This window comes from Arthrobacter sp. ov118 (assembly GCF_900116495.1).
In the GTDB taxonomy this organism is placed as follows: domain Bacteria; phylum Actinomycetota; class Actinomycetes; order Actinomycetales; family Micrococcaceae; genus Arthrobacter.
Map to the genome: position 1 here is coordinate 264524 of NZ_FPAY01000003.1, position 17886 is coordinate 282409.

General features: G+C 67.3%; 18 protein-coding genes. 9 read left to right on the forward strand and 9 right to left on the reverse strand.

Translation table 11 applies throughout. From position 1 onward, the window contains the following. Position 1 precedes the first annotated feature (1 nt). Both fbaA and BM372_RS08760 read right to left on the reverse strand, forming a co-directional pair. Positions 2-1021 carry a class II fructose-bisphosphate aldolase gene (gene fbaA / locus BM372_RS08755; protein WP_090954216.1) on the reverse strand — a complete coding sequence of 340 codons (1020 nt, stop codon included), beginning with the start codon at positions 1019-1021 and terminating at the stop codon, positions 2-4. 168 nt (positions 1022-1189) lie between these two features. Then, entirely contained in the window at positions 1190-1873 is a 684-nt protein-coding gene (locus BM372_RS08760) for a TrmH family RNA methyltransferase (RefSeq protein ID WP_090954218.1), read from the reverse strand. A gap of 53 nt (positions 1874-1926) precedes the next feature. Here BM372_RS08760 and BM372_RS08765 point away from each other — a divergent pair, with 53 nt between their 5' ends. Then, the gene (locus tag BM372_RS08765; RefSeq protein ID WP_256214135.1) at positions 1927-2817 is read left to right on the forward strand and encodes an HAD-IIA family hydrolase; all 891 of its coding nucleotides are present in this window, start codon (positions 1927-1929) and stop codon (positions 2815-2817) included. Positions 2818-2872: 55 nt separating this feature from the next. Here BM372_RS08765 and BM372_RS08770 read toward each other — a convergent pair whose 3' ends face one another. The 6 genes from BM372_RS08770 to BM372_RS08795 all read right to left on the reverse strand — a co-directional run bounded on the left by BM372_RS08770 (position 2873) and on the right by BM372_RS08795 (position 7988). After that, positions 2873-3901 (reverse strand): thioesterase domain-containing protein, encoded by a 1029-nt coding sequence (locus BM372_RS08770; protein WP_090954569.1) that lies wholly within the window; start codon positions 3899-3901, stop codon positions 2873-2875. Positions 3902-4038: 137 nt separating this feature from the next. After that, the gene (locus BM372_RS08775) at positions 4039-4584 is read right to left on the reverse strand and encodes a hypothetical protein (RefSeq protein ID WP_090954220.1); all 546 of its coding nucleotides are present in this window, start codon (positions 4582-4584) and stop codon (positions 4039-4041) included. Between the two features lie 95 nt (positions 4585-4679). Beyond that, complete coding sequence (locus BM372_RS08780; RefSeq protein ID WP_256214136.1) at positions 4680-5489, reverse strand: GAF and ANTAR domain-containing protein; 810 nt, start codon at positions 5487-5489, stop codon at positions 4680-4682. Positions 5490-5586: 97 nt separating this feature from the next. Further along, complete coding sequence (gene pyrE, locus BM372_RS08785; protein ID WP_090954222.1) at positions 5587-6171, reverse strand: orotate phosphoribosyltransferase; 585 nt, start codon at positions 6169-6171, stop codon at positions 5587-5589. A 65-nt stretch (positions 6172-6236) separates the two neighbouring features. Beyond that, positions 6237-7631, reverse strand: a complete 1395-nt coding sequence (locus BM372_RS08790; protein WP_090954224.1) for an FAD-dependent oxidoreductase — start codon at positions 7629-7631, stop codon at positions 6237-6239. Between the two features lie 9 nt (positions 7632-7640). Beyond that, complete coding sequence (locus tag BM372_RS08795) at positions 7641-7988, reverse strand: hypothetical protein (protein ID WP_177235930.1); 348 nt, start codon at positions 7986-7988, stop codon at positions 7641-7643. 404 nt (positions 7989-8392) lie between these two features. Here BM372_RS08795 and nadE point away from each other — a divergent pair, with 404 nt between their 5' ends. Next, positions 8393-9247 (forward strand): ammonia-dependent NAD(+) synthetase, encoded by an 855-nt coding sequence (nadE, locus tag BM372_RS08800; RefSeq protein WP_090954228.1) that lies wholly within the window; start codon positions 8393-8395, stop codon positions 9245-9247. A gap of 9 nt (positions 9248-9256) precedes the next feature. Here the strand turns inward: nadE and BM372_RS08805 are convergent, their stop codons facing one another. Beyond that, positions 9257-10027: an IclR family transcriptional regulator gene (locus BM372_RS08805; RefSeq protein WP_090954230.1), complete on the reverse strand. Its 771-nt coding sequence runs from the start codon at positions 10025-10027 to the stop codon at positions 9257-9259. 234 nt (positions 10028-10261) lie between these two features. Between BM372_RS08805 and BM372_RS08810 the strand changes: the two genes are divergently transcribed. The 7 genes from BM372_RS08810 to BM372_RS08840 all read left to right on the forward strand — a co-directional run bounded on the left by BM372_RS08810 (position 10262) and on the right by BM372_RS08840 (position 17813). Next, positions 10262-10981, forward strand: a complete 720-nt coding sequence (locus BM372_RS08810) for a CoA transferase subunit A (protein WP_090954233.1) — start codon at positions 10262-10264, stop codon at positions 10979-10981. Between the two features lie 73 nt (positions 10982-11054). Then, positions 11055-11741, forward strand: a complete 687-nt coding sequence (locus tag BM372_RS08815; protein WP_090954235.1) for a CoA transferase subunit B — start codon at positions 11055-11057, stop codon at positions 11739-11741. Then, positions 11738-12943, forward strand: coding sequence for an acetyl-CoA acetyltransferase (locus BM372_RS08820; RefSeq protein WP_090954238.1), 1206 nt, complete (start codon positions 11738-11740; stop codon positions 12941-12943). The genes BM372_RS08815 and BM372_RS08820 overlap by 4 nt, the downstream gene beginning before the upstream one ends. A 127-nt stretch (positions 12944-13070) precedes the next feature. Next, positions 13071-14126: a zinc-dependent alcohol dehydrogenase family protein gene (locus tag BM372_RS08825; protein WP_090954240.1), complete on the forward strand. Its 1056-nt coding sequence runs from the start codon at positions 13071-13073 to the stop codon at positions 14124-14126. Positions 14127-14247: 121 nt separating this feature from the next. Continuing rightward, complete coding sequence (locus tag BM372_RS08830; RefSeq protein WP_090954242.1) at positions 14248-14565, forward strand: hypothetical protein; 318 nt, start codon at positions 14248-14250, stop codon at positions 14563-14565. A 21-nt stretch (positions 14566-14586) separates the two neighbouring features. After that, the gene (locus BM372_RS08835; protein WP_090954244.1) at positions 14587-17355 is read left to right on the forward strand and encodes a PEP/pyruvate-binding domain-containing protein; all 2769 of its coding nucleotides are present in this window, start codon (positions 14587-14589) and stop codon (positions 17353-17355) included. Between the two features lie 254 nt (positions 17356-17609). Continuing rightward, positions 17610-17813, forward strand: a complete 204-nt coding sequence (locus tag BM372_RS08840) for a cold-shock protein (protein WP_013599688.1) — start codon at positions 17610-17612, stop codon at positions 17811-17813. Positions 17814-17886 lie beyond the last annotated feature (73 nt).

The window sequence follows — 17886 nt, forward strand, 5'->3', positions numbered from 1 at the left end:
GCTAGAAGGTCTTGCCCGTGGACCCGAGCTGCTGCGCGGCTTCCACGACGCGGGCGGCGAGGCCGGCTTCGGCGGAGGCGCCCCAGACGCGGGGGTCATAGGTCTTCTTGTTGCCGACCTCGCCGTCGACCTTCAGGACGCCGTCGTAGTTGCGGAACATGTGGTCCGCCACCGGACGGGTGTAGGCGTACTGGGTGTCGGTGTCGATGTTCATCTTGATGACGCCGTAGGAGACGGCGTCGGCGATTTCCTGGTCCGAGGAGCCGGAGCCGCCGTGGAAGACGAGGTCGAACGGGTTGGCCTTGCCGATCTTCGCGCCGACCTGCTCCTGGATGTCCTTGAGGATCTCCGGGCGGAGCTTCACGCCGCCCGGCTTGTACACGCCGTGCACGTTGCCGAAGGTCAGGGCCGTGATGTAGCGGCCGTTTTCGCCCGCGCCGAGCGCGTCGATCGTGGCGAGGGCGTCCTCGACGGTGGTGTAAAGCTTGTCGTTGATGGCGTTCTCGACGCCGTCTTCCTCGCCGCCCACAGTGCCGATCTCGACTTCGAGGATCATCTTGGCGGCCGCGGTGCGCTCGAGGAGTTCACGGGCGATCCGCAGGTTTTCCTGCAGGGTCTCGGCGGAGCCGTCCCACATGTGCGAGTTGAACAGGGGGTTGCGGCCAGCCTTGACCTCGGCCTCGGAGGCGGCCAGCAGCGGGAGCACGAAGCCGTCCAGCTTGTCCTTGGGGCAGTGGTCCGTGTGCAGGGCGATGTTGACACCATAGTTCTTGGCGACCTCGCGGGCGAAGGCCGCAAAGCCCAGGGAGCCGGCAACCATGTCCTTGGTGGAGGCGCCGGACCAGTACGCTGCGCCGCCGGTGGAGACCTGGACGATGCCGTCGGACTCGGCGTCCGCGAAGCCGCGCAGCGCCGCGTTCAGGGTCTGGGAGGACGTGACGTTGACCGCCGGGAAGGCGAAGCCGCCCGTCTTTGCGCGGTCGATCATCTCGGAGTAGATCTCTGGGGTTGCAATGGGCATGCTGACTCCTAAAGTGAATTTCGTCTACGGGCTGGTGATCCTGGAGGGAACCTCGTCGGCTAGAAACCATCCTAGCCATTCCTGCACCGGGGCAGTGTCTCGGGTCACTAGGCCGCTGTAACACTCGCTCCCGGCCGAGCCGCCCGAGATGACACATCTCGGCGGCAGTCAGACGTGCTGGCCGAACACGTGGCGGCGGATCCAGGCGTGCATCGCGATGGCGGCTGCGGAGGCGGCGTTGATGGAGCGGGTGGAGCCGAACTGCTCGATCGACAAGGTGGCGAGGGCGGCATCGTGGACTTCCGGAGTGAGTCCCGGGCCCTCCTGGCCGAACACCAGGACGCAGTCCTTCGGCAGTTCATAGGTCTCCAGCGGGACCGAATCCGGGAAGATGTCGATCCCGATGATCGCCAGCCCCTCCCCCTGCGCCCACGCCACAAAGTCCGGCACTGTCGGGTGGTGCCGGACGTGCTGGTAGCGGTCGGTGACCATGGCGCCGCGCCGGTTCCACCGACGTCGTCCGATGATGTGGACTTCCTTGGCGAGGAACGCGTTCGCCGTGCGAACAACCGTGCCGATGTTGAGATCGTGTTGCCAGTTCTCGATCGCGATGTGGAAGTTGTGCCGCTTGGAGTCCAGGTCCGCCACGATCGCCTCGTGCTTCCAGTAGCGGTACTTGTCCACCACGTTGCGCCGGTCGCCGTCCGCGAGAAGGTCCGGATCCCAGTGTTCACCCTGCGGCAGCTCACCTTCCCAGGGGCCGACGCCGACCTCCGCCTTGGGCTCCGCCCCCGCTGTCTCGTCGGCTCCCGACGTGGGACGGGGTTCGCGGGGCGTCTCAGGTTCAGTCACGCATCAACATTAGACTGGGACACGAGAAGCGGCACACTTACGCGAAGGGCACCATGGCAGACCAAGCGGCACGTCTGAAGTCGGACCACGGGACAGACAACGAACCAGACCGGAGGACGGACCCCGACACGGTGCGGACGTCAGCGTCGGTGTACCGCAGCGGCCAGGAGATCGAGTGCTGGCTGACGGACATGGACGGCGTCCTGGTCCACGAGAACCAGCCGATCCCGGGAGCGGCGGAGCTGATCCAGCGCTGGGTTGACACGTCCAAGCGCTTCCTCGTGCTGACCAACAACTCCATCTTCACGCCCCGCGACCTCGCCGCCCGGCTCAGCTCCTCCGGCCTGGAAATCCCCGAGGAGAACATCTGGACCTCGGCTTTGGCCACGGCCCAGTTCCTCAAGGACCAGGTGCACGGCTCGGAATCGGGCAACCGCGCGTACACGATCGGCGAGGCGGGTCTCACGACGGCGCTGCACGAGGCCGGGTTCATCCTCACCGACCAGAACCCGGACTTCGTGGTGCTTGGCGAGACCCGCACCTACTCCTTTGAGGCCATCACCATGGCGATCCGGCTGATCCTGGCCGGTGCCCGCTTCATCGCCACCAACCCCGATGCCACCGGCCCGTCGAAGGACGGCCCGATGCCCGCGACGGGCGCCATCGCGGCCCTTATCACCAAGGCCACGGGCCGCGAGCCCTACATTGTGGGCAAGCCCAACCCGATGATGTTCCGGTCGGCCATGAACCAGATCGATGCGCACTCGGAGACCACGGCCATGATCGGTGACCGCATGGACACGGACATCATCGCGGGCATGGAAGCGGGCCTGCACACGGTGCTGGTGCTCAGCGGCATCACGCACCGGGACGACATCGCCGCGTACCCGTTCCGGCCGAACCAGATCCTGAATTCCGTCGCGGACCTCAAGAACCAGATCTGACGGGCAGCCGCCCGGTTGCGCCGCCCGTTGGGAGGCCGTCAGCAACTGGCTGGTGTCAAAACGCGGTTTTCTTCCCGCCGCCGATGGGCAGCGGGAAGAAGTCGTCCTGAAGTTTCTCGATGAGGGGGCGGTAGACGAACGGGCTCCAGCCGGGGCTCGCGTGTTCGGGCCTGGCTCCATCCGTCCGCAGGTCATCCGAGACCATGTTGGCTTTGAAGGTCAGGGACCACACGTCGCGGGCCGTCTCGTAGTCGACCGTCTGGTCCCCGGGGTTGCCGATGAAAGCCATCTTCGTGCTGCCGAGCTTGCCCGCGAAGCGGCTGACGTCAAAGTGGTAGATGTAGGCGGATTCTGACTGAATCAGCACGCTGGAGGGCGCGATCGGGGACAGCTGTTCCAGGCTCTGGTCCATGATCTGGCCCCAGCTGCGCTCATTCTTGTGCAGCATCCTCTCGCCGAGCTCGTAGCCGCCGCGCAGCACCGTGGGGAAACGGAAGCCGCTCTCATAGAGCAGCACCACGCCCTCGAACCAGCTCTGGTCCAGCACGTCATGGCGGCTCGCGGGGCTGGAGTCGAGCAGGATAAAAGCCACTTCGAAGCCGTGCAGCTCCCGCAACCGGGCGGCCACCTGGGTTGCGACCATGCCGCCAAAACTGTGGCCGTAGAAGTAGAGGGTGGTGAGTTGATGGGCACGGACGTGCTCGATCACGGCAATCACCACCTCGTCGATGTCCAGCCCCTCGTTGGAGTAGCCGACGGCGGCCAGCTGGCCCCGCTTGTTGAGGGAACCGCGCAGCGCGTTCAGGATCCACTGGGTTTCTTCCCAGCTCGTCTTGTAGCCGGGAAACAAGATCCAGCTGGCGTGCGGAAAGTACCGCTCGGCGACATCGTCCTGCACTTGAAGGATCCGGTTGACGCGCCGCTCGTTCTGCACCTCCCTTGTGAACAGCATGTCCGCCGCCAGCAGGGACGCGGACCCTGCACCAATCAGGAACGTGCGCCGTGAAAACCGTTTGAGTTCGACGGCGTGGCGGAGCGCGCGGGCCTCGGCGGGACCGGGGCCTCGCGGATGGTTTGCTTCCATCTCGGCCGGCACATACCTACCGTATCCACGCTCCGGTGGGGATACGAAACCGGACCAACCCGGGGACCGGAACGGCCGCCCCCGACAGCAGTGCCCCCGCGGGACAGCAGTGCCCCCGCCACCGGCTCCACGAGGTGCTAAGCGGGCTCGGGCTCGCGGCCGACCTCGCGACGGCTGATCTCCATGCCGATCTCGTCGTAGGTCGCGAGGAGTTCGGTACGGGCCATGTCCGCGGGGTCGTCCAGAAGACCGAAGACGGCGTCGCTCGCGGCGAGGAGCGCATCGTCGGAGTAACCGGTCAGTGGGCCGGTGCCCGTGGGATTCAGCGAGGCCGTGAGTTCCCCGGACAGGTCCAGTGTTTCCAGCATGGCGTTGTCATCGCCGAGCTGGCTCAATTCCAGGGAGACCCCGCCGGGGGCCGGCATGCCGGCGATTTCCGAGCCGGCGCTTCCGCCGTCGATCGCGTTGAGGTCGTTGCGCAGGCCGGCAAGTGCCGATGATTCGACGAACGCGGCCCGGCCGAGGTCGACCCGGATGTGGGAGCTGATCCCCATGCGGCGGACGCGCTGGATGACCTGCATCAGGGAGGGGCGGGAGGCGTGAGTGAGGCTGCCCCGGACGTCAATCCGGACGACGTCGGATACGACATCGAGTTTTACTTGGGCTTGCAGCGACTGGTCCATAGGTACTCCAAAAGAAGGGGTTCTATGGCCGACGGCTCAACCTCACCCAGCGTAACGGCGCCCAACGGTGCGCACAAATTACAGGGAACGGGGGCTCAGACCGCCTCTTTACGACCCGGCTCCTCGAAATGGGTCCGGGTACCCCTACCGCCGACAGACTGCACCAGCGACGTGGCGATATCCCGCAACTTCACGTTGCCGTGACTGGAGGCGTCCATGAGGATCCGGACCGCGGTTTCCTGGTCGCAGCGGTTCTGCGCCATGACAATTCCGACTGCCATATCAATCACGGTGCGGGATTCGAGCGTGGCCCGAAGGTTGGTGGCGCTGTCCGTATGCAGCGAGAACCGGACCGCCAGCCGCAGCGCCTGGGAGATTTCCCGGGTGTAGCCTCGCGCCCGGGCCGCGACGTCGCCGTCGAACTTGTTCGGGACGTCCGAGTAGAGGTTCAGCGCCGCCTGGGCGTCGCCCTGGAGGTGGAAGGGCACAGACAACACCGAGCGCAGCCCGTGCGAGGCCACGGCCGCGGCATAGTCCGGGCCCCAGCGGTCCTCGTCGAAGAGGTCGGGGACATAGACTTCCCTTTCCTCCTTGGCAGCGGTCAGGCAGGGGCCCTGGGAAAGGGAGTACTGGATCTCATCCACTTCGCGGGCGGAGTCACTGCTCCACCCGATCGTGGCCGCCTTGCGGTCCCGCAGCAGCGTAATTCCGCACAGCGCGTCGTCCCCGGACCCCGCCACCTGGTGCGCGGAAAAACGCGCGAGTTCGTTCAGGAAATCTTCGAAGTCCGCGCTGTCCAGGATCAGGTTCTGAATCTGGTCTACCGTGCCCACCGAGATCTCGGTACCTTGGCTTTCCGGACCCTCACTCACACCGTTGTTCAGGGACTTTTCGGGCGGGAGCATGGCGCGTGTTCTCCAGATGAAAGGAAGGGACGGGTATGGGACAAATGATAAGTCACGGCCCATACCCCGTCCACCGGCGCAGGTCAGAGGGGAACGCCTAGCTGAGGCCGAGTTCGTCCTTGCCGAACGCGAAGAGGTACGGCACTCCGGCTTCGGCTTCGATCTTTTCCTTGGCTCCCGTGTCGCGGTCCACGATCACGGCGACGGCAACCACGTTGCCCCCGGCCTTGCGGACGCCTTCGACGGCCGTGAGCGCTGAGCCGCCGGTGGTCGACGTGTCTTCCAGGACCAGGACCTGGCGGCCCTCGACCGACGGGCCCTCCACTTGGCGGCCCATGCCGTAGGACTTCTGCGCCTTGCGGACGACGAACGCATCCACCGGGCGGCCGGCGTCGACGGCGGCATGCATGACGGCGGTGCCCACCGGGTCTGCCCCCATGGTGAGGCCGCCGGCGCAGTCGAAGTCGATCCCGGCGTCGTCCATCAGGGAGAGCATGACCTGTCCGACCAGCTTGGACGCCTCGTGGTGCAGTGTGATCCTGCGCAGGTCGATGTAGTAGTCGGCTTCCGCGCCGCTGGAGAGGATGACCTTGCCGCGGACTACGGCCAGTTCCTTGATCAGCTCCAGGAGTCGGGCGCGGGCAGGGGCAGCGTCGGCTGCGAAGTCAGGGGAGGCAGTCATGGGTCCCAGTTTAGTGGCTGGTCCGCTGCCGGCTTCCAGCTGGGCTCCGTGTGACGCCGGCCGCCTCACGAGGCTGATCGGCTGCCCCACCGTCCGTGGTGGCTGTGCCGGGGAGCGGCGGCATGCGCCCGGCCGAAAGACCCTTCGGGGTGCTTGCCCGGATCCCGGTTCCTGCCCGTCGAGGCCCCCGACGAGCCGCCCGTCGAGGCCCCCGGCACCTGCGGACGCTGCGGAGCCCGCCGCGCGAAGGCCGGCGCGTGCTCCGGCCGCGGGCCAAAGGCGATGAACCGGGGAATGATGCTGCGGACCGCCGGAACGTGCCGGGCCACGAACAGTGCCGCGGACGGAAATCTTGACCGCTTCCCGGTCATGATTGGGGCAAAGATCGCTCGCTGCATGAGCCGTTGGACGCTCTGCACGACGACGGTGGGCAGCCGCCGTCGTCGTTCCACCTTCTCCAGGTCTGCCCTGGTCACGTTGCCGCGGAGGAGCGGCGGGGCAAGGAGCTCGGCGGCGGCCACGGCGTCCTGGATGGCGAGGTTGATGCCGACGCCGCCGGCAGGCGACATCGCGTGCGCGGCGTCGCCAATACAAAGCATTCCGTTGATGTGCCATGGGTGCAGCCGGTTCAGACGCACGTCCAGCCAGTGAAGGTCGTCGAGGGACGCGATGGCGTCGACCCGGTCCGCGAGGTCGGGGCGGAGCGCCGCGACGCGCCGTCGGAAGCCCTCGATGCCTTCCGCACGGATCCGGGCGTCGGTGCCCTTGGCGGCGAGATATCCCATTTGGTAGTAGTCGGTGCGGAACAGCGCTAGCAGCGCCTCGCCGGGGCCGAAGGCCGGCACGAGCCCGGCCACCTCGCCCGTCTCGGACGGATGACGGGGCAGCTTGAACCACCACGTGTCGAAGGGGACGTAGAACTCTTTTGGCGCCAGCCCGGCTGCGGCGCGCAACACGGAATGGCGGCCGTCAGTGGCGATAACCAAGTCCGCCGGGAGTTCGTCGGACGCGCCGTCGGGGGTCCGGAAGCGTACGCCGCGGACGCGGCCGCCGTTGCGGACCAGGCCGGTGGCGGTATGGCTCATGAGGAGGGTGAATCCGGGCTCCTCGGCCGCTGCGGCGGCGAGGAAGTTGAGGAAATCCCATTGCGGCATCATGGCGACGTAGTTGTACGGCGGCGGCAGGGCGCCAAAGTCGCCCATAGTTACGGGTGGACCGCCGGGAACAGGGAAGGCAACGTTCTTCAGGCGGCTTTGCGGCAGCTGCCTGAATTCCTCCCCGAGGCCGAGCTCGTCAATCAGCCGGATTGTGGAGGGGTGCACCGTGTCGCCACGGAAGTCGCGCAGGAAGTCGGCGTGTTTTTCAAGGACAGTCACCTGCACCCCGGCCCGGGCCAGGAGCAGGCCGAGCATCATCCCGGCGGGACCGCCGCCCACCACCGCGCATCCGGTCTTCTCCATGGCCCCACGCTACGCCTGCGCGGGGTGGCGCGGGAGTGGTTTCGCGGCGATTTCAGACCAGGGCCGCTGTTTGGTGCGCCTCTTTCGGACACGGGCAGCGGTTCCGGACAGGCGCAGCGGGGATCCGCGTCGCGCCGGTCCGAAACCAAGGTCGGCAGCCGAAACCAGGGCGGAAACGCCGACTTGTTTCACCATAGGCACGTCGATGAGGTGGTTGGGCTGGTTGAGCGAGACAAACACGGTCGGGACTTCCGTGGCGTACCAGGGAATCTCGGCCGCCCTGGGCGTTGACCACTTGATCCGGATGGCCGCCTCCTGGGCGAAGCCCTTTACGCAGGCGGCGACCATCCATGACATTGCCGCTCTCTGCCGCGTAGCAGCCTCCACCGTTTCCCGGGCACTCTCCGGAAGCCTGGGGTCCTACGCGTCGGCGCCGGAGCCGAAAGGTGCGGTTTTCGCGGCGGTTCCGGACAGGGGCGCCTATTCTGGACCTGCGCACCGGGGATCCGCGTAGCAACCGTCCGAATTCGTAGCGGAAGTCCGGATCCGAAGCACATTTCGAAGTCGGCTCCGCGCCTCCCGACGTCGGCTCCGCGCACCTCGCCGGCCAGCCCGACGTCGGCTCCGCGCACCTCGCCGGCCAGCCCGACGTCGGCTCCGCGCACCTCACCGGCCGGTCCGACTTCGAATCCGCGCACCTCACCGGCCGGTCCGGCCGCAATAGTTGAGCGCGGTTGACAGCGCTGACTAGGCTGTGAGGCATGCGTGAACTCCAGGCGAAGATCATCGAAGAAATGGGCGTGCAGCCCCGGATCGACCCTGCCGGGGAGGTGCGCAAGCGCGTGACGTTCCTCAAGGAATACCTGAAGGCCACGCACACCAAAGGATTCGTGCTGGGAATTTCGGGGGGGCTCGATTCCTCCCTCGCCGGCCGGCTGGCCCAGCTCGCGGTTGAGGAGCTCGAGGCCGAGGGCGTCGAGGCGAACTTCGTCGCCGTTCGGCTCCCCTACGGCGTCCAGCACGACGAGGATGACGCCCAGGCGGCCCTCGACTTCGTGCGCGCCAAGACCGAGTGGACGTTCAATATCTCGGCCGCGGTGGACGGCTTCGAGGACGAGTTCGAAAAGACGGTCGGCAACGGGATCTCCGATTTCCACAAGGGCAACACCAAGGCCAGGACACGGATGATCGCCCAGTACGCCCTGGCCGGCGAACACAACTACCTCGTAATCGGCACCGACCACGGCGCGGAGTCCGTCACCGGCTTCTTCACCAAGTACGGGGACGGCGGCGCGGACATCCTGCCATTGTTCGGGCTGAACAAGCGCCAGAACCGGGCACTCCTTGCCGAGCTAGGCGCTCCGGCCCGGATCTGGGAAAAGGTCCCGACGGCGGATCTTTTGGACGGCAAGCCCGGCCGCACCGACGAGGACGAGCTCGGCCTGGGCTACGACATGATCGATGACTACCTCGAAGGCCGTGAAATCCCGGAGGCCGTTGCCGAGCGGATCGAGGGCATGTACCTGCGCACCCGCCACAAGCGGACCGTTCCCGTCACGATTTTCGACACTTGGTGGAAGGGCCAGGGCCCGGAGGAGCCCCGGGCCGGTCTCTGAGCCGGCCGGCTATGCCTGGAGCTGCAGCGAAATCCGGTGGGCCTCGTCCATGAGCAGCCGGCCGAGTTGCGGGCGCCGGTCTTCGCGGAAGCGGGGCTCGATGCCGGTCAGGGACAGCGCCCACGCGGGACGCCCGCGACGGTCGAAAACAGCCGCACCCATCCCCCAGCTGCCCTCGAGGACCAGCCCGGGGTTGACCGAATAGCCCGCCTGCCGCGTCGCTGCGAGGTTCTCCCGCACGAGCGCTTCCGTGTGCCCGGCCGCAAAACTGCCCGCGTGGGTTTTCCAGTTCGCCAGGAGCTCGTCCTGCTCCTCTGCCGGCAAAAATGCCATGATCGCGGTGCCGGCGGAGGCGACGCCGAGTGGAAACCGCACGCCCTCGTGCAGCACGAAGGAGCGGACGGGGAAGCTACCTTCCTCCCGGAGCAGGCACACCGTTTCGTTGCCCCGGCGGATCGAGAAGAACGCGCTCTCGCCCGTCTCTTCGGCCAGGCGGCGGAGGCTCGGCCTGGCGATGTCCTCCAGCGGGAACCGCGCCGACGCCACGGACCCCAGCAGCAGGATCTCCGGGCCGAGCACCCAGTTGCCGCTGCCCGGGTCCTGGTCCAGCAGCCCTTCGGACGCCAGTGAACTGAGCAGCCGGTGCACCGTGGGGCGCGTCAGCCCCGATTCGCGTACCAACTCCCCCAGCGCAAAGCCCTCCGGCTTCCGGCCGACCATGCGCAGCAGGCCTGCTACCCGGCTGACCACTTGGGCGCCCTGGATCGGTGTCGAATTCATCTGTTGCTCCACGCCCCTTGCCTCACGCCCATTGCCTCAGGTCCGGCTCCGCCCGCTCCGAACGGATTCATTCATCCATATTATGGACACTACGTAGCCTACCGTCCACACTGTAAACCCGGGAGTACAGCGGGAATTTTCGCGTTGACAGTGGGCTGAGACACATCCTAAGCTCATGTTTCAGGCACGGAGTCCACAAAGTGGAACGTAATAAGAGCTCAATGAGGAGAAGCAATGTCAAAGGTGAAATCCGGGGCGGCGGCCGCGCTGCAGGACGTTCTGCGGGACGGCATGACCCTCGCCGTCGGCGGTTTTGGCCTCAGCGGCATCCCCGCTGACCTGATCGAGGCTGTGCGGGACTCCGGAGTCAAAGACCTGACGGTCGTCTCCAACAACATGGGGGTGGACGGCAAAGGCCTCGGCGTGCTGATCGAAGGCGGTCAGGTCCGCAAGGTCATCGCGTCCTACGTCGGCGAAAACAAGCTCTTCGCCGAGCAGTACCTCGCCGGCCAACTGGAAGTGGAGTTCACCCCGCAAGGCACGCTGGCCGAGCGCCTGCGCGCCGGGGGCGCCGGCATCCCGGCCTTCTACACGAAGACCGGCGTGGGCACGCTCGTCGCCGAAGGCAAGCCGCTGGCGGAGTTTGACGGCGAGACTTTCGTCCAGGAACGCGCCATCAAGGCCGACGTCGCGCTGGTTCATGCGCACACTGCCGACACCGACGGCAACCTCATCTACCGGTACACGGCCCAGAACTTCAATCCCGTGGTGGCCACGGCCGGCGCCGTCACGGTGGCCGAAGCCGAGGTCATCGTGGAGCCCGGGCAGCTGGACCCGAACCACATTGTCACCCCCGGCGTTTTCGTCCAGCGCGTGGTCCAGGCCAGCAGCCGGGTCAAGGACATCGAGCAGCGAACCGTCCGCCCGCGTCCCGAAGCCACCATCCCGGCCTGAGCGCCCCATCCTGTTGAGCGCCCCGACTTTGGCGCCCCACCTTTTCGCCCTTACGTTTCCGAGGAGAACCACCATGGCCTGGACCCGAGATGAGATGGCTGCAATCGCGGCCGAAGAACTGAACGACGGCGACTACGTCAACCTTGGCATCGGCATCCCCACGCTGGTGGCCAACAACCTGCCCGAGGGCGTCCGCGTCGTGCTGCAGAGCGAGAACGGGCTGCTCGGCATGGGCCCCTTCCCCTATGAGGGCGAGGAGGATGCCGACCTCATCAACGCCGGCAAGCAGACCGTCACCGTCCTGCCCGGCGGCAGCATTTTCGACTCCGCAACGTCCTTTGGCATGATCCGCGGCGGCCACGTGAAGGTCGCGATCCTCGGCGCCATGCAGGTCTCCGGCGACGGCGACCTCGCCAACTGGACCATCCCGGGCAAAATGGTCAAGGGCATGGGCGGTGCCATGGACCTCGTGGCCGGCACCCCGCGCGTCGTGGTCCTCACCGAGCACAACGCCAAGGACGGCACCGCCAAGATCGTCAAGGAATGCTCCCTGCCGCTCACCGGGCTCAGCTGCGTGGACCGCATCATCAGCGACCTCGCCGTGTTCGACCTTGTTAAGGACGACGGCGGGAGCCGGCGGCTGACGCTCACCCGGCTGGCCCCCGGTGTCACCGTGGACGAAATCCGCGAGAAGACCGAGGCGGAATTCGTCGTCGCGCTCGAAAACGAAGGAAACGTCCTGGAGGTCGCGGGAGCATGAGCCTGAAAGACCAGTTCGGCAAGGACATCCTGCTCACCGGCTGGGGCCACAGCCGCTTCGGCAAGCTGAGCGAGGAGACCCTCGAGTCCCTGATCGTGCAGGTCGCCACCGAGGCGATCGGCAACGCCGGAATCGAGCCGGGCCAGATCGACGAGATCTACCTCGGCCAGTTCAACTCCGGCATGATGCCGCTGGCGTTCCCGTCCTCGCTGGCGCTGCAGGTCTCGGACCAACTGGCCAACGTGCCCGCCACCAGGGTTGAGAACGCGTGCGCCTCCGGCTCGGCCGCGTTCCAGCAGGGCACCAAGTCACTGCTGGCAGGCACGGCGAAGACCGTCCTGGTGATCGGCGCCGAAAAAATGACGCACGCCGGGGCCGACGTCGTGGGCGCGGCCCTGCTCGGCGCCGACTACGACATGGCCGGCCGGGCCTCCACCACGGGCTTCACCGGCCTCTTTGCCGAGGTAGCGAAGCACTACGGCAAGCGCTACGGCTCTGGCGGTCTCGGCACTGGCAGCCTCGGCGACGTCCTGGGCACCATCGCGGCGAAGAACCACCGCAATGGCGTGGACAACCCCTACGCCCAGCTCCGCAAGGACCTCGGTGAGGACTTCTGCCGCACCGTCTCGGACAAGAACCCGATGGTGGCCGACCCGCTGCGCCGCACCGACTGCTCGCCCGTGTCCGACGGCGCAGCCGCCGTCGTCCTGAGCATCGCGCCCACCGGCGGTGCCACCGCGCCGGTGCGGCTCGCCGGCTTCGGCCAGGCGAACGACTTCTTCCCGGCCGACCGCCGGGACCCCACCGAATTCGCCGCCACCCGGGCCTCCTGGCAGCGCGCGCTGGGGATGGCCGGCGTCGGGCTGGAGGACCTCGACTTCGCGGAAGTCCACGACTGCTTCACCATCGCCGAGCTGCTGATGTACGAGGCCATGGGCCTGACCGAACGCGGCCAGGGTGCCCGGGCGCTCGAGGAGGGCTGGGTCTTCAAGGACGGCAAGCTTCCGGTCAACGTCTCGGGCGGGCTCAAGGCCAAGGGCCACCCGGTCGGCGCCACCGGCGTCTCGCAGCACGTCATCGCGGCGATGCAGCTCACCGGCACGGCCGGCGACATGCAGCTCGGAACTGCCCGCCGCGCCGCCGTGCAGAACATGGGCGGCGTCGGGATCGCGAACTACGTCAGCGTCCTCGAAGCCGTCTAGCCGAAGCAACGCGGGGTCAGATAACGCCCAATATGGCGCCCCGAATGGGCCGTATCTGACCCCGCGTTGCTTTTGCGTGGCAGCTAAACTCGGTTCCAGCCCATCCGACACCCTTCGAGGAGCCCCCATGCGCGCCACCATCATCCACGGTCCCGGCGACATCCGCGTTGAAGACCGCGACGACCCCACCGTCCAGCTGCCCACCGACGTCGTTGTTAAGGTCACCGCCTCCTGCGTCTGCGGCTCGGACCTCTGGCCCTACCGCGGGGTCAAGCCCACCCACAAGCCCGCCGCAATCGGACACGAGTTCATCGGCACAGTCGAAAGCGTCGGCGAGGACATCACCGAGCTCGCCGTGGGCGACTTCGTGATCGCCCCGTTCGTGGTCAGCTGCGGCGCGTGCCCCCAGTGCCTCAACGGCGTTACGGTCGCGTGCGACCATCTGGCCGGCTGGGGCGGCAAGGACGACGCCGGACTGAGGGTGGACGGCGGCCAGGGCCAGACCGTCCGGGTCCCGCTCGCCGAGTCCACGCTGGTCAAGGTCCCGGGCGTCACCGACCCGGACGACGCCCTCCGCGCAAGCCTCCTGACCCTCTCCGACGTCATGGCCACGGGCCACCACGCTGCGCTCGCCGCGAAGGCCGGACCCGGCCGGACGGTCGTCGTGGTCGGCGACGGCGCCGTCGGACTCTGCGGCGTGCTCGCCGCCAAGCGCCTCGGTGCGGAGCGGATCATCGCCATGTCCCGGCACGCCGACCGCCAGGCGATCGCCCGCGAGTTCGGCGCCACGGACATCGTCGCCGAACGCGGCGACGACGGCGTCGCCAAGGTCCGCGAACTGCTCGGCGGTGTCCTGGCCGACTCCGTGCTGGAATGCGTGGGCACCAAGGAATCGATGGACCAGGCACTCCGCAGCGTCCGTCCCGGCGGCGCCCTCGGCTTTGTCGGCGTCCCCACCGGCGGCGCGGAGGCCCCGCTGCGCTTCCTGTTCGACACCAACATCTCAATTGCCGGCGGCATGGCACCGGCCAGGACCTACATCCCGGAACTGCTGGCCGATGTGCTTGACGGCAAAATCAATCCGGGCCGCGTGTTCGACGCCGTGATGCCGCTGGAGGAGGCCCCGGAGGCCTACCGTGCCATGGATGAACGCCGCGCCATCAAGGTCCTCCTGATCCCGTAACGGGACTTTCGACGGCGGCGGTGCGGGCCCCTGCACCGCCCGCCCGCACCTGCTCTTGCACCCGCAGGGACGAGGGTCTAGCGTGAACCGCATCAGCATCCGCCGCCGTCAAGGAGCCGTCATGGCCAGGTTTGTGCAGATCATTGAATTCCAAACGTCACGCATCGAGGAGGTCGAGGAACTGGGCCGCCCGTCCAGGACCGAGGGAGCCACTAACCCGACCTTCCGCGGGATCAAGGCCACGGCGGACCGCGACCGCCCCGGCACTTACCTCACCATCGTCGAATTCGACTCGTACGAGTCGGCCATGGAGAATTCCAACCGGCCCGAGACTTCCGAGTTCGCCGCGAAAATGGCCGCCCTCTGCGATGGCCCGCCGGTCTTCCGCAACCTTGATGTGATGTGGGAGGACAGCGGAGAGGCCGACGCCGGCCAGTAGTTCTGACGTGGGAGCAGGGAAATGGGTTCTGCAGAGGGCAGGGCGCCGGACAGTTTCGTCGTAAGCCTCGGTGAACTGGGGTCCGCTCCCCTGCCGCTCGTGGGCGGCAAGGCCCTCAACCTCGGCAAGCTCACCACGGCCGGATTCCCGGTGCCGAGCGGCTTCTGCCTCACCACGGCTGCGTACCGGAAGGCCGCCCCGGCAGAGCTGGACGTCCTGGCGGCCCGCCTGGACTCCGCCCCACAGCCGGGACTGATCCCGGACGAGCTGGGCAGGCACCAACTGGATCCGGGCGAATTGGATCTGCGCGAGCTGGCGAGGCAGGCGCGGGAAATGATCGTCACCGCGCCGATCCCCGCGGATGTCGATGCCGCGGTCCGCTCGGCGTATGCCGCGATGGGCCGAGGCGCTGCCGTGGCGGTCAGGTCCTCCGCCACGGCAGAAGACCTGCCTTTTGCCAGCTTCGCCGGCCAGCAGGATTCCTTCCTCAACATCTCGGGGGCCGATGCGGTCGTCGAATCGGTCCGGCGTTGCTGGGCCTCCCTCTGGACCGAACGTGCCGTGGTCTACCGCTTCGCGAACGGGATCAGCCACCGTGACGTGGGGCTCGCCGTCGTCGTCCAAAGCCTCGTCCCGGCCGCCACGGCCGGCGTGCTGTTCACCGCAAATCCTGTCACGGGCACCCGGACCGAAACTGTCATCGATGCAAGCGCCGGGCCGGGCCACGCCGTGGTATCGGGGAGTGTGAACCCGGACCATTTCGTCACGGAAACGGCCACGGGCCGCCTCCTGCTCGGCTCCCCAGGACGAAAGGCGGCCGGCCGGACACGGAGCCTGGACGAGGCCCAGGTCCGGGAACTCACTGCGCTGGGAGACACAGTCCAGCAGCTGTTCGGCGCACCCCAGGATGTGGAATGGGTGATCGACGCCGCAGGCAAGATCTGGCTGACCCAGTCCCGGCCAATCACCACTTTGTATCCGTTGCCGGACCCTGCCGCGGCCGAACCTCTTGGTGCGGAGGCCGGCGCCGCTGCCGAAACCCGTGTGTACCTGTGCGGCACCCTGCTCCAGGGCCTGACCCGGCCGGTCACCCCGATGGGGCTTTTCGTGCTCGGCTCCATGCGGAACCGCAACGGCCCGTGGCAGTACGTCAACCCGGGCCTGCGCATGTTTGTGGACATGACGCCCATGATTCGGAACAAGTCCGGCCGCCGTTTCCTGCTGCGGATCCTGCCGCTGGCGGATGGGAGGTCGGCGGCGGTTATCCCGGCGCTCCTGGCTGATCCGCGGTTCGACGTGCGCGAACGACCGCCCCGGAGGCCTTTCTCTAAGAACCCAAGGCCTAAAGACCCAAGGCCGAGCGGCGGCCCTGGCAAAGTCACTGCGGACAATATGGCGAACCTGGCGCTGGCACTCCGGGCCATACCAGCCATGCTGCGGGCGGCGGTGCGGCCGGCTGCGGAACTGCGCCACGCTTTTAACTACGGAACCCGCCTCCAAGCGGGCCTTGTCCTGCAGGAGCCGGCCACCGCGTTCGGACGGCTCGATCACGCCCAGCGCATCCTGGAGCGCACCGTTAGCGGATTGATTCTGGCCACACTGCCGGGCCCGTCCGTTGGTTACCTCATGCTGGCCGTGGCCCGCAGGCTGCTGCGCGGCATCGCGGAACCGCGCGAACTGGAGACCGTGTTGCGGGGGCTGCCCAACAACGTCACTACAGAGATGGACCTTGAACTCTGGCAACTGGCCGTGACGATCCGCGCCAACGACGAGTCCCACGAGGTGTTTCTTGCGAACGGTGCGGGGGAACTGGCGGTCCGGTACGCGGACGGCACGCTGCCTCCCGTCGCCCAGAGCGGCCTGCACGGATTCCTGGACCGCTACGGACACCGCGCCGTGGCGGAGATTGACCTTGGCATGCCGCGGTGGTCAGAGAAGCCGGACCATATCCTCGGCGTAATCTCCAACTACCTCCGGGTGGAGGACCCCGAGCAGGCCCCCGACCGTCAGTTCGTCCGGGCGGAGGAACATGCCGAGGCCAGGATCCGCAGCCTTGTGGAGCGGACCGGGTTGCGAAGCCGGACGCGGGCGCGCGCGGTGGAGCTCTGCCTGCGCCGGACCCGGCAGCTGTCGGGCCTGCGCGAACTGCCGAAGTTTTACATCATCCTCACGCTCGCGGAAATGCGCCGCCAGCTCAACGAGATCGGCGCCGAACTGGTCCGGACCGGCTCAATCGCCGCCGCGGACGATGTCTATTTCCTGGAATTGGACGAGGTCCGCGTGGGTTTGCGCGGTGCAGACCTCAAGGGCATCGTGGCGGACCGGCGCCGGCTCTACGACGTCGAACTGCGCCGGCGCCGGATTCCCCGGCTCCTACTCTCCGATGGCACGGATGTGGAGGCGGCGGTGATGGCCAAGTCCCCGGCGTCCGATGCCTTGGCCGGGACACCGGCGTCGGCCGGCAGCGCCACCGGAACGGTCCGGGTCATTCTGGACCCGGTGGGTGCCCACCTCGAGCCCGGGGAAATCCTCGTGGTACCGTCCACCGACCCGGGCTGGACACCGCTGTTCATGACCGCCGGCGCCCTTGTGATGGAGATGGGCGGGGTAATCTCGCACGGGGCCGTGGTGGCCCGCGAATACGGCATCCCGGCCGTGGTGGGCGTGCCGGACGCGACCACCTTGTTGAGGACCGGCCAAAGGGTGACAGTGGACGGATCGGCCGGAACGGTGCGGCAGGCGGACGCGCCGCTCTCGCCGGCAGGGGCTGCCGGGACCCTGGCCGGCTAGGCTCCAGAAACCCCACGAGTGCTCCCCACCGGCCCCTATGAACCTTCCAAAACGGCAGTTATGGAGCACTCGATGGAGGGTGCGGACGCCTGAAGCCAGGCCCGGCTTAATGCGTCGGCCGAGACGAAGACCCCCGTCAGGCTCTTGCACCGCGGCCCGTGGACCCGTACGTTGGGGAACAGCGGACGAATGTCTCCGCAGCCGTTGGCCTCATGGCCGCCGGAGATCAGCAGCATTTCAGAAGGATAAAAGGCATGGCTACAGGCACAGTTAAATGGTTCAACGCCGAAAAGGGTTTTGGCTTCATTGCCCCGGATGACGGGTCGGCCGACGTTTTCGCCCACTACTCGGCAATCGCCAGCAGCGGCTACCGCTCGCTCGACGAGAACCAGAAGGTTGAATTCGACGTCACGCAGGGCCCGAAGGGCCCGCAGGCTGAGAACATCCGCCCGCTCTAAATACGCTGGACTTGTCCCGGCCGGCCGGCCGGGACAGCGTCCCCGAAGACCACAACGCCCCTCCGGAGGATTC

Coding starts and splice junctions, on each gene's coding strand:
- BM372_RS08810 (WP_090954233.1), top strand. CDS start 10,262: ATGTCAAAGGTGAAATCCGGGGCGGCGGCCGCGCTGCAGGACGTTCTG.
- BM372_RS08795 (WP_177235930.1), bottom strand. CDS start 7,988: ATGTCATGGATGGTCGCCGCCTGCGTAAAGGGCTTCGCCCAGGAGGCG.
- BM372_RS08790 (WP_090954224.1), bottom strand. CDS start 7,631: ATGGAGAAGACCGGATGCGCGGTGGTGGGCGGCGGTCCCGCCGGGATG.
- BM372_RS08815 (WP_090954235.1), top strand. CDS start 11,055: ATGGCCTGGACCCGAGATGAGATGGCTGCAATCGCGGCCGAAGAACTG.
- BM372_RS08770 (WP_090954569.1), bottom strand. CDS start 3,901: ATGGAAGCAAACCATCCGCGAGGCCCCGGTCCCGCCGAGGCCCGCGCG.
- pyrE (WP_090954222.1), bottom strand. CDS start 6,171: ATGACTGCCTCCCCTGACTTCGCAGCCGACGCTGCCCCTGCCCGCGCC.
- fbaA (WP_090954216.1), bottom strand. CDS start 1,021: ATGCCCATTGCAACCCCAGAGATCTACTCCGAGATGATCGACCGCGCA.
- BM372_RS08820 (WP_090954238.1), top strand. CDS start 11,738: ATGAGCCTGAAAGACCAGTTCGGCAAGGACATCCTGCTCACCGGCTGG.
- BM372_RS08835 (WP_090954244.1), top strand. CDS start 14,587: ATGGGTTCTGCAGAGGGCAGGGCGCCGGACAGTTTCGTCGTAAGCCTC.
- BM372_RS08765 (WP_256214135.1), top strand. CDS start 1,927: ATGGCAGACCAAGCGGCACGTCTGAAGTCGGACCACGGGACAGACAAC.
- BM372_RS08825 (WP_090954240.1), top strand. CDS start 13,071: ATGCGCGCCACCATCATCCACGGTCCCGGCGACATCCGCGTTGAAGAC.
- BM372_RS08780 (WP_256214136.1), bottom strand. CDS start 5,489: ATGCTCCCGCCCGAAAAGTCCCTGAACAACGGTGTGAGTGAGGGTCCG.
- BM372_RS08830 (WP_090954242.1), top strand. CDS start 14,248: ATGGCCAGGTTTGTGCAGATCATTGAATTCCAAACGTCACGCATCGAG.
- nadE (WP_090954228.1), top strand. CDS start 8,393: ATGCGTGAACTCCAGGCGAAGATCATCGAAGAAATGGGCGTGCAGCCC.
- BM372_RS08805 (WP_090954230.1), bottom strand. CDS start 10,027: ATGAATTCGACACCGATCCAGGGCGCCCAAGTGGTCAGCCGGGTAGCA.
- BM372_RS08775 (WP_090954220.1), bottom strand. CDS start 4,584: ATGGACCAGTCGCTGCAAGCCCAAGTAAAACTCGATGTCGTATCCGAC.
- BM372_RS08840 (WP_013599688.1), top strand. CDS start 17,610: ATGGCTACAGGCACAGTTAAATGGTTCAACGCCGAAAAGGGTTTTGGC.